Source organism: Rhodopseudomonas palustris (genome assembly GCF_003591005.1).
Taxonomy (GTDB): Bacteria; Pseudomonadota; Alphaproteobacteria; order Rhizobiales; family Xanthobacteraceae; genus Rhodopseudomonas; species Rhodopseudomonas palustris_K.
In genome coordinates, this window is the sequence record NZ_QYYD01000056.1 from 1 (window position 1) to 10651 (window position 10651).

A 10651-nucleotide genomic window follows, 5' to 3' on the forward strand; every position below is an offset into this window, starting at 1 on the left:
GCTCCCTCGTCTGAAGTTACGACAACCTCAGTCTGGCACATCGATGCCGTTCGGGGGCCGTCCACCCCATCATTCCGGGGCGCGCGGCGAAGCCGTGCGAACCCGGAATCCCGCAATTGTGGAAACCTTCTGCAGTGCCCCGCATATCGAGATTCCGGGTTCGCGGGCTTGCGCTCGCGCCCCGGAATGACTCGCGGAGGGGCATTCTCAACTATCAGTCCCCGTGCTTTAATTAGCGGCATTGATTGCAAGGGCACGGAGGCGGCATGACGGTGACGCCGGTTCTGGTGATTTTGAGCGCGGCGACGGCGCTCGGGCTGTATCTCGGGCTGCTGTATCTGCGCGGCGAGCGCAATCAGGGGCTGGTTGCACTGCATCTGCTGCTTGGCTTTGGCGGCCTGGAGACGCTGGTGATGCTGCTGCACGGCACGCCGGACGGTGCGACCGCCGTCGGCGGCCTGTCGTTCGGCAAGGTCGCGGCCGGGCTGTTCGCGGTGTCGGCGTTTTCCGGCTTCATCGCCGCGTTGGCGCGCCGTTCGCCGGTCGCCGCCAACGTGCTGCTGGGCACGCACGTCACGGTCGGTCTTGCCGGCTTTGCGCTGGTGTTGGCCTGGGTGACGGCAACGTAGCTGGCGCGTCGTTGCGAGGAGCACCCGGATCGGCCCCGCGCCGTCCGAGTACAGGCTCCGCAACGAAGCAACCCAGCCGCGCTGCAGAGTGCTGGATTGCTTCGCTCGCTCGCAATGACGGAAAGTCTACGACCGCACCCTCACATAGCTGCCGGGCGCGTCCTCGATCGGCGGGAAGGCTTCGGTGCCGACGGCGCGGGCAGGGACGCGGTCCGCGTCGAACTGCTCGATCCAGGCGCGCCAGTCCGGCCACCACGAGCCCTTGTGCTCCTGCGCGCCCTTCAGCCATTCGGCGACCGAGCCGGCGTGGATGTTGTCGTTGGTCCAGAACTGATACTTGTTCGCCGCCGGCGGATTGATCACGCCGGCGATGTGGCCGGAGCCGGACAACACGTATTTCACCGGGCCGCCGAAAAATTGCGAGCCGTACAACACCGACTCGGCCGGCGCGATGTGGTCCTCGCGGGTGGCGAGATTGTAGATCGGCACCTTCACCTTCGAGAGGTCGAGCTGGGTATCGTCGAGCACCATGGTGCCGGCCGACAGCTTGTTGTCGAGGTAGCAATTGCGCAGATAGTAGGAGTGGTTCGCCGCCGGCATCCGCGTCGCGTCGGAATTCCAGTGCAACAGGTCGAAGGCCGCGGGCGGCTGGCCCTTCATGTAGTTATTGACCACGTAGGACCAGATCAGGTCGTTCGGCCGCAGCATGTTGAAGGCCATCGCCATCCTGGCGCCTTCGAGCACCCCGGTCGCCTGCATGTCGCGCTCCAGCGCCGAGATCTGCTCCTCGTCGACGAAGACGGTGAGATCGCCCGCATGGGTGAAGTCGACCTGCGTGGTCAGGAACGTCGCCGAGGTGACGCGCTGGCGCCGGCGCTCGGCGAGCCACGCGAGGGTGGCGGCCAGCAGCGTTCCGCCGACGCAATAGCCGATGGTGTGCACCTTCAGCTCGCCGGTGATCTTCTCGACGACGTCCATGGCCGCCAGCGGGCCGAGCTTCATGTAGTCGGCGAAGCTCTTGTCGCCGAGGCTCTTGTCGGGATTGACCCAGGAGATCACGAACACCGTCAGGCCCTGGTCGACGCAGAACTTGATGAAGGACTTTTCCGGCTTGAGATCGAGAATGTAGAACTTGTTGATCCACGGCGGCACGATCAGCAGCGGCGTGCGCAGCACCGTCTCGGTCGACGGCGTGTATTGGATCAGCTGCATGATCTCGTTCTGGAAGATCACCTTGCCCGGGGTGGTGGCAATGTTGACGCCGACCTCGAGATTGGCCGGGTCCGACTGCCGGATCTTCAGATGGCCTTTGCCGGCGACGATATCTTCGGCCAGCATCTTCATGCCGCGCACCAGATTGTCGCCGCTGTTCTCCAGCGTGTGCCGCGTCAGCTCCGGGCTGGTCGCCACGAAGTTCGACGGCGCCAGCGCGTTGGTGATCTGCTGGACGTAGAACGCCGCCTTCTTCCTGGTGTGCGGGTCGAGTCCGTCGGCTTTCTCGACCAGTTCGTTGGCCCATTGCGAGGTCAGCAGATAGGCCTGCATCAGGAATTCGTAGAACTGGTTGCTGCGCCATTGCGGGTCGGCAAAGCGTTTGTCTCGCGGCGGCGGCTCGATGGTCGGCTCGACCGTTTCGCCGGAGAGCTTGCGCGACGCGTTGCCCCACAGGTCGAGATACGACTTGCCGAGCTTGGCCTGCAGCTCGGCGGCGCGCGCCTGGTCCGACGTCCAATACTCGGCGACGCGCGTGAGCGTTTTGACCATTTCGGAGAGTTCGGCGGGCGGCTGGCCGTTCGGTGCCGGCTCGCGCGGCTTCAGCATCGTCGCCAAAGCCTGACCGCCGGTCTCCATCGCTTGCGCCAGATTACGCGCGAAAGCATCGGGATCGAACTTCTTCGCAGCCGCTGTTTCTGGTAGCATGTCGGTCATCGGTGGACGCTTCACCCTGTTCGAATGTTTGGTACGCTTTCACGTTATGCCATTGATGATGACATAGTTCGGTAATTCTCGCTGAAATGGATGTGCTGCAGTGCGTCATTTGCGCTTGATTTGGCCACATTGACATCTCACTGACGCAGCATGATGCCGATCGGCCGGCGCTGCTGAATAAGGTTTTACGGGGCTCCCGGTTCGGTTATGTGACGATGAATGCTGCGGTGTGCCACCAGTCGCCGCCGCCAGGTCGAGGATGACGTTTTGCAGATCGCGCGACACACCGACACCGAGCCGGTCCAGACGCGGCGCCGCTTTGGCGCCGAGCGCGGCCGTGCGGCTGTGCTGGTGGTCGCCGTGGGGCTCGGTGCGTTCGGCCTCGGCGGTTGCTCGATCTCGGTGTCGGACATGCCGATTCTGGGCGGCAGTGAGCGGGCCGAGCAACCGAAAGAGCCGCAAGGCTTCCCGGCCGTCAATGATCTGCCCGCGAACCGCGACGAGGCTGTGCTGGCCCCCGCCGAACGCAACAAGATCGAGCAGGAATTGATCGCCGCCCGCGAGCGCCAGGCGGCTGCGAACGCCAATGCCAGCGCCGCGCCGGCCAAGCCGGCCGCCGCCAAATAGTCGTCAGCGTCGCCGGTGCACGAACGGCGGCGGTGGCAGATCACCGTTCGCAGGCCGGCGCACCGCAAACACCGACCTCGACCCGATCCGCCGCAAAATCGTGCCATTAAGAGCGTTTCTGCGCCTGAATCGGATTCCCCTCCGATCAAGAACGCGGTAACGATCCAGCCGCACCCCCGGAGTCGAGGACCATGGAAGAATTCTACCGTATCCGCCGTTTGCCGCCTTACGTGTTCGAACAGGTCAACCGGGCCAAGGCGGCCGCGCGGAACGCCGGGGCCGACATCATCGACATGGGGATGGGCAACCCGGACCTGCCGGCGCCGCCGCATGTGCTGGAGAAGCTCAAGGAAGTGCTCGGCAAGCCGCGCACCGACCGCTATTCGGCATCGCGCGGCATCACCGGCCTGCGCAAGGCCCAGGCGGCCTATTATGATCGCCGGTTCGGCGTGAAGCTGAACCCCGACACCCAAGTGGTCGCCACCCTTGGGTCGAAAGAAGGTTTCGCCAACGTCGCGCAAGCGATCACCGCGCCCGGCGACGTCGTGCTGTGCCCGAACCCGAGCTACCCGATCCACGCCTTCGGCTTTCTGATGGCCGGCGGCGTGATCCGCTCGGTGCCGTCAGAGCCGACCCCCGAATTCTTCGCCGCGGCCGAGCGGGCGATCATTCATTCGATCCCCAAGCCGATCGCGCTGATCGCCTGCTATCCGTCGAATCCGACCGCTTACGTGGCCAGCCTCGACTTCTACAAGGACCTCGTGGCGTTCGCGAAGAAGCACGAGATCATGATTCTGTCGGATCTGGCCTATGCGGAAGTGTATTTCGACGACGCCAATCCGCCGCCGTCGGTGCTGCAGGTGCCGGGCGCGATGGACGTCGCCGTCGAGTTCACCTCGATGTCGAAGACGTTCTCGATGGCCGGCTGGCGCATGGGCTTCGCGGTCGGCAACGAGCGCATCATCGCGGCGCTGGCGCGGGTGAAGTCGTATCTCGATTACGGCGCGTTCACGCCGGTGCAGGTCGCCGCTACGGCGGCGCTGAACGGTCCGCAGGACTGCATCAGGGAGATGCGTGAGACCTACAAAAAGCGCCGCGACGCGCTGGTCGAGAGTTTCGGCCGCGCCGGCTGGGAGATCCCGCCGCCGCAGGCGTCGATGTTTGCCTGGGCGCCGCTGCCGCCGGCGTTTCGCGAGATCGGCAGCATGCAGTTCGCCACCCTGATGGTGGAGAAGTCCGGGGTGGTGGTGTCGCCCGGCGTCGCGTTCGGCGAGCACGGCGAGGGCTATGTCCGCATTGCGATGGTGGAAAACGAGCAGCGTATCCGCCAGGCGGCGCGCGGTGTCCGGCGCTTCCTTGAAAGCGGCGTCGAAACGTTGCACAACGTGGTTCCTCTCGCCACGCGGCGATAGGCCAGGTTCCCGGAGGCCGCGTTCGCCGGCCTCCGATTTTCAGCAGACTTCAGACGACAGGTTTGGCGCCCGATGGACGCGCTCAGAGTTGGTATTGCGGGTCTCGGCACCGTTGGCGCCGAGGTGGTCCGTGTGATCGAGCGGCAGCAACGGACGCTGGCAGCGCGCTGCGGCCGGCCGATCCGTGTGGTGGCCGTCACCGCCCGGTCGAAGACCAAGAAGCGGGGCATCGATCTGCGCGGCATCAGCTGGGCCAAGAGTCCGCTGGCGCTCGCCACCGACCCGAACATCGATTGCTTCGTCGAACTGATCGGTGGTGCCGGCGATCCGGCCGGGCCGGCGATCGAGGCGGCGCTGGCCGCCGGCAAATCGGTCGTTACCGCCAACAAGGCGCTGATCGCCAAGCATGGCCTCAAGCTGGCCGGGCTCGCCGAAAAGCATTCCGTAGCGCTCAATTACGAGGCGGCCGTCGGCGCCGCGATCCCGGTGATCAAGACGCTGCGCGAGGGGCTCGCCGGCACCGATATCGAGCGTGTCTACGGCATCCTCAACGGCACCTGCAATTACATCCTGACCCGGATGGAGCAGGAGGGGCTGTCGTTCGACGCCTGCCTGGCCGATGCGCAGCGGCTCGGCTACGCCGAGGCCGATCCGACCTTCGACATCGATGGCCACGACACCGCGCAGAAGCTGGCGATCCTCGCCAGCCTGGCTTTCGGCACCAAGGTGTCGGAGAGTTCGGTCTATGTCGAAGGCATCCGCTCGATCACCCCGGAAGATCTGCGCGCCGCCGACGATCTCGGCTACCGCGTCAAGCTGCTCGGCGTCGCGGTCCGCACCGCCAAGGGCATCGAGCAGCGCGTGCATCCGACCATGGTGCCAAAGACCTCGTCGATCGCGCAGGTGATGGGGGTCACCAATGCGGTGTCGATCGACGGCGACGGCATCGCGCCGATCACGCTGGTCGGGGCAGGCGCCGGCTCGGCCGCGACCGCCTCGGCGGTGGTCGCCGATATTGCCGACGTCGCGCGCGGCATCCGTGCCGAACCGTTCGGCCGGCCGGTCGCCAAGCTCGCCGCAATCAGCAAGGCGCCGATGCAGCGCCACGAAGGCGGCTATTATCTGCGTCTGCTCGCGCGTGACCACGCCGGCACCGCCGCGACGATCGCGACCAGGCTTGCCGAGCAGGAGATTTCGATCGAATCGATCGTGCAGCGGCATCCGGCGTCCGCCACAGACGGTGCCGGCAAGCCGGCCAAGTCGGCGCCAGTGCCGGTGATCTTGATTACTTACGCGACCAGCGAGGACGCTGTGCGCCGCGCTCTCCAGGCCGTGCAGCGCGACAAGGTGATCAGCGGCCGGCCGCAGGTCATTCGTATCGAGAAGAATTAGTATCGTCAGAGACAGTGTGCCCGCGCCGCTGGGGTGTGGGCGGAGTTTCAGGGAGAAGCCGATGTCGACCACTATTTCCGTTCCGCCGCAAGCGTTGCTGGAGCGCATTCTGACGCTCGAGATCGTGCGTGTGACGGAGCGTGCGGCGGTGTCGGCGGCGCGTCTGCGCGGCCACGGCAACGAGAAGGGCGCCGATCAGGCGGCGGTCGACGCGATGCGCCGCGAACTCAACAAGATGCCGATCGAAGGCACCATCGTGATCGGCGAGGGCGAGCGCGACGAAGCGCCGATGCTGTTCATCGGTGAAAAGGTCGGCGCCGGCATCAATGGCGGCCCGAAGGTCGACATCGCGGTCGATCCGCTCGAAGGCACCACGCTGTGCGCCAAGAACATGCCCGGCTCGATCGCCACGATGGCGATGGCCGAAGGCGGCACGCTGCTGCACGCGCCCGACGTCTACATGCAGAAGATCGCGATCGGCCCGGGCTACGACAAGAATTTGATCGATATCGACGCGCCGCCGGAAGAGAACATCCGCCGCCTGGCGCAGGCCAAGGACGTGCCGACCCACGGCATCACCGCGCTGGTGCTGGACCGTCCGCGCCATGCCGAGCTGATCGCCAAGATCCGCGCCACCGGCGCCGGCGTACAGCTGATCACCGACGGCGACGTTGCCGGCGTGATCCACTGCGCCGATCCGGAGAACACCGGCGTCGACATCTACATGGGCACCGGCGGCGCGCCGGAAGGCGTGCTGGCCGCGGCGGCGCTGCGCTGCATCGGCGGCCAGATGCAGTGCCGGCTGCTGCTCGACACCTATTCGAAGCGCAACCGCGCCGAGTCGATGGGCATCGAGGACCCCAACTTTGTCTACCAGATCGAGGACATGGTGAAGGGCGACTGTCTGTTCGCCGCCACCGGCGTCACCGACGGCTCGCTGCTCTCCGGCGTCAAATTCCGCAAGGGCGTGATCCAGACCGAAACCGTGGTGATGCGCTCGGTGACCGGAACCGTTCGCTACATCAAGGCTGATCATCGTCAGTTCGAAAAATTCCACCTCGACTAAGGAGGGCGGTCATGGCCGTCGAGATTCGTCCCGTCGGCCCTGACGAACGCGCCGCATGGGAGCCGCTGTGGGCCGGCTACCTCGACTTCTACAATGCCACGCTCGCGCCCGGGACCAGTGACGTCACCTGGGCGCGCTTTCACGATGCCGCCGAGCCGATGCATTTGCTCGGCGCCTATGTGGGCGGCAAGCTGACCGGCATCGTGCAGTTCATCTACCACCGCTCGTGCTGGACGGCCGGCGACTACTGCTATCTGCAGGACCTGTTCGTCGCGAATAGCGCCCGCGGCCTGGGCCTTGGCCGCAAGCTGATCGAAGCCGTCTATGCCCGCGCCGAAGCCGACGGCTGCAGCCGCGTGCACTGGCTGACTCAGCCCGGCAACACCACCGCCCGCTTGTTGTACGACCGCATCGCCGATGATTCCGGCTTCATGCAGTATCGGAAGTTGTTTTAGTCGTCATTCCGGGGCGACCGCAGCGCAGCTGCGGGCGAACCCGGAATCTGAAGCCTGGTACTTGCCGATCGAGATTCCGGGTTCGCGCTACGCGTGCCCCGGAATGACGATGAGAGGGCGAGACAAAAGCAGGCAATGACGGGTGATTGCGTAGCAAGGGAGAGAAACCAATGGCTGCAAAAGCCGACGCAACGAACGTGCAGGCTTTGATCTTCGACGTATTCGGCACCGTGGTCGACTGGCGCACCAGCCTGATCGAGGACTTCACGGCGTGGTCGAAGACACGCGGCATCAGCGGTGATTGGACCGGCTTGGTCGACGCCTGGCGGCAGGCCTATGTGCCGTCGATGGACGAGGTGCGCAAGAATCCGTCGCGCGGCTTCATCAAGCTCGACGATCTGCACCGCCGCTCGCTGGAGCAACTCGCGCCGCAGTTCGGCTTGAATAATCTCAGCGACAGCGATCTCGACTACATCACCACCGGCTGGCACCGGCTGAAGCCGTGGCCCGACGTCGTTTCCGGGCTGACCCGCCTGAAATCGAAATTCATCATCAGCCCGCTGTCGAACGGCAATGTCGGCCTGCTGACGCGGATGGCCAAGAACGCCGGACTGCCGTGGGATCTCGTGCTCGGCGGCGACGTATTCGAGCACTACAAGCCCGATCCGGAGACCTATCTCGGCGCAGCAAAGCTGCTCAACTTGCTGCCCGGGCAGGTGATGATGGTCGCCGCCCACAACGGCGATCTCGCCGCCGCGCAGAAGCTCGGCCTGAAAACCGCATTCATCCCTCGCCCGACCGAATACGGCCCGCTGCAGAAGATCGATTTCGAAGCGACCGGCGACTGGACCATCGTGGCAAAAGATCTGAACGGCGTCGCCGACGCGCTGGGTTGCTGAACTTTTCGGCGACGCCACAAGGACGGCGTCCTCTTGAGGCGTCGCCGCGCAGCGGCGGCCTCGAAGGATGGGTCGCTGAAGCGGTGCTCGCCGCCGCATCCTTCGAGGCTCGCCCTGCGGGCGAGCGCCTCAGGATGACGGCTCAGTGCAGCCGCATTCCGGCACAGTTTGCCTGTTGCTCAACTCATGCTTATCTGCGCTGACCATGACGCTTCCCGCATCCGCATTGCCGCCCGAGCCGGTTTCGGCATTCCTTGGCGTAACCCGCTCGGCCACCGGCAAGCTGTGGCGCGACCGGCTCGACGCGCGCGGCACGGCGCGGGCGCAGGCGATTGCGCAGCGCTATCAGCTGCCCGAGATGCTGGCGCGCGTGCTGGCGGGGCGCGGCGTCGAGATCGATGCGGTGCCCGACTTCCTCGATCCGACCATTCGCAAGCTGATGCCGGATCCGGCGACGGTGACCCAGATGGAGGCGGGGGCGGCGCGCATCGCGGACGCCGCATCGCGCGGCGAGAAGGTGGCGATCTTCGGCGACTACGACGTCGACGGCGCGACGTCGTCGGCGCTGCTCGCCTGGCATCTGCGGCATTGCGGACTCGATCCGCTGATCCATATTCCCGATCGAATCTTCGAAGGCTACGGCCCGAACGTCGACGCCATCCGCGGACTGGCCGACAAGGGCGCGACGCTGCTGGTCACCGTCGACTGCGGCACCACCAGCCTCGAGCCGCTGGCCGAAGCGCGGCGGCTCGGCATGAGCGTGGTGGTGATCGATCATCACCAGACCGCCGACGAGCTGCCCGAGGTCGAGGCGCTGATCAACCCGAACCGGCCCGATGATCTGTCCGGGCTCGGCCATCTTGCTGCGGTCGGCCTGGTGCTGATGACGCTGGTCGCGGTCAATCGCGAGCTGCGACATCGCGGCTTCTGGAGCGTCGAGCGGCCGGAGCCGAATTTGCTCGACATGCTGCATCACGTCGCGCTCGGCACCGTCGCCGACGTCGCGCCGCTGATCGGGCTGAATCGGGCATTCGTCGCCAAGGGGCTGATCGCGATGCGGCGGCGCGATCACGTCGGCCACACGGCCCTGATGGACGTGGCGCGGCTGAACGGTCCGCCGGACGTCTTCCATCTCGGCTTCATGCTGGGCCCGCGGATCAATGCCGGCGGCCGCATCGGCCGCGCCGATCTCGGCGTGCGGCTGCTGCTGGAAGGCGACGTCTCGGAGGCGGCGCGGATCGCCGCCGAACTCGATCGGCTCAACGCCGAGCGCCGTGTGATCGAGCAGCACGCTGAAGCGCAAGCCGAGGCCGAGGCAATTGCCTCGCTGGGCCTCGAGGACAAGGGCGCGGTGATCGTGACGGCGTCGGAGGGCTGGCATCCCGGCGTCGTCGGGCTCGTCGCGTCGCGCCTGAAGGAGAAATTCGGCCGGCCGGCGTTCGCGATCGCGCTGGAGCCCGGCGGCATCGGCACCGGCTCGGGCCGATCGATCGGCGGCGTCGATCTCGGCCGCGCAGTGCGCCAGGCTGTGAACGCAGGCATCCTGATCAAAGGCGGCGGCCACGCGATGGCCGCCGGCGTCACGCTGCGCAAGGAGCGGCTCGCCGAATTCCGCGGTTGGCTGGAAAGCGAGCTGGCTGCGGACGTCGCCAAGTCGCGTCACGTCAATGAGCTGTCGATCGATGGAGCGGTCTCCGCGCGCGGCATCACGCCGGAATTCGCCGCGACGCTCAACCGCGCGGGGCCGTTTGGTGCCGGCAATCCGGAGCCGATCGTCGCGCTGCCGGCGCATCAGCTCGTGTATGCGGACGAAGTCGGACAGGCGCATCTGCGGCTGCGCTTCAAGTCCGGCGACGGCGCGATCGTCAACGCCATTGCGTTCCGCAGCGTCGGCCAGAAGCTTGGGCAGGCGCTGACCGAGAACCGCGGTCAGACGCTGCACGTCGCCGGCTGTCTGTCGGTCGACCGCTGGCAGGGCGCCGAGCGGGTGCAACTCCGTGTGATCGATGTCGCTGTGCCTGATCCCGGGCCGACGATGATCAGGTGACGGCGACGCTTAGTTCATTCCAGCGCTGTAGCAGCACTGACGGCATCGCCGGACTTGATCCGGCGATCCATCTTTCGAACAAAGATGGATGGCCGGGTCGAGCCCACGGCTGTCCGGTTTAAATTTGATCAATACTGAGGCTCAACTGTCGCTGATCTTTGATGGTCGGCGGCGGTTTGAGCAGGGCGTCGATCG

General features: G+C 65.9%; 9 protein-coding genes. 8 read left to right on the forward strand and 1 reads right to left on the reverse strand.

All coding sequences use genetic code 11. From position 1 onward, the window contains the following. Window positions 1-266 precede the first annotated feature (266 nt). Complete coding sequence (locus D4Q52_RS25675; RefSeq protein WP_119859425.1) at window positions 267-629, forward strand: hypothetical protein; 363 nt, start codon at window positions 267-269, stop codon at window positions 627-629. 126 nt (window positions 630-755) lie between these two features. Here the strand turns inward: D4Q52_RS25675 and phaC are convergent, their stop codons facing one another. Then, the gene (gene phaC / locus D4Q52_RS25680) at window positions 756-2558 is read right to left on the reverse strand and encodes a class I poly(R)-hydroxyalkanoic acid synthase (RefSeq protein WP_119859426.1); all 1803 of its coding nucleotides are present in this window, start codon (window positions 2556-2558) and stop codon (window positions 756-758) included. A 267-nt stretch (window positions 2559-2825) separates the two neighbouring features. Between phaC and D4Q52_RS25685 the strand changes: the two genes are divergently transcribed. The 7 genes from D4Q52_RS25685 (at window position 2826) to recJ (ending at window position 10456) form a co-directional block, all read left to right on the forward strand. Further along, complete coding sequence (locus tag D4Q52_RS25685) at window positions 2826-3185, forward strand: hypothetical protein (RefSeq protein WP_234831325.1); 360 nt, start codon at window positions 2826-2828, stop codon at window positions 3183-3185. A 191-nt stretch (window positions 3186-3376) separates the two neighbouring features. Continuing rightward, window positions 3377-4597 (forward strand): LL-diaminopimelate aminotransferase, encoded by a 1221-nt coding sequence (locus tag D4Q52_RS25690; protein WP_119859427.1) that lies wholly within the window; start codon window positions 3377-3379, stop codon window positions 4595-4597. Window positions 4598-4669: 72 nt separating this feature from the next. After that, on the forward strand, window positions 4670-5989 hold the full coding sequence (locus D4Q52_RS25695; protein WP_119859428.1) for a homoserine dehydrogenase: 1320 nt from the start codon (window positions 4670-4672) through the stop codon (window positions 5987-5989). Window positions 5990-6050: 61 nt separating this feature from the next. Next, on the forward strand, window positions 6051-7055 hold the full coding sequence (gene glpX / locus D4Q52_RS25700) for a class II fructose-bisphosphatase (protein WP_119859429.1): 1005 nt from the start codon (window positions 6051-6053) through the stop codon (window positions 7053-7055). 11 nt (window positions 7056-7066) lie between these two features. After that, window positions 7067-7510, forward strand: a complete 444-nt coding sequence (locus tag D4Q52_RS25705; protein WP_119859430.1) for a GNAT family N-acetyltransferase — start codon at window positions 7067-7069, stop codon at window positions 7508-7510. A gap of 170 nt (window positions 7511-7680) precedes the next feature. Beyond that, window positions 7681-8409 carry a haloacid dehalogenase type II gene (locus tag D4Q52_RS25710; RefSeq protein ID WP_119859431.1) on the forward strand — a complete coding sequence of 243 codons (729 nt, stop codon included), beginning with the start codon at window positions 7681-7683 and terminating at the stop codon, window positions 8407-8409. Between the two features lie 205 nt (window positions 8410-8614). After that, window positions 8615-10456: a single-stranded-DNA-specific exonuclease RecJ gene (gene recJ / locus D4Q52_RS25715; protein WP_119859432.1), complete on the forward strand. Its 1842-nt coding sequence runs from the start codon at window positions 8615-8617 to the stop codon at window positions 10454-10456. Window positions 10457-10651: the final 195 nt, after the last annotated feature.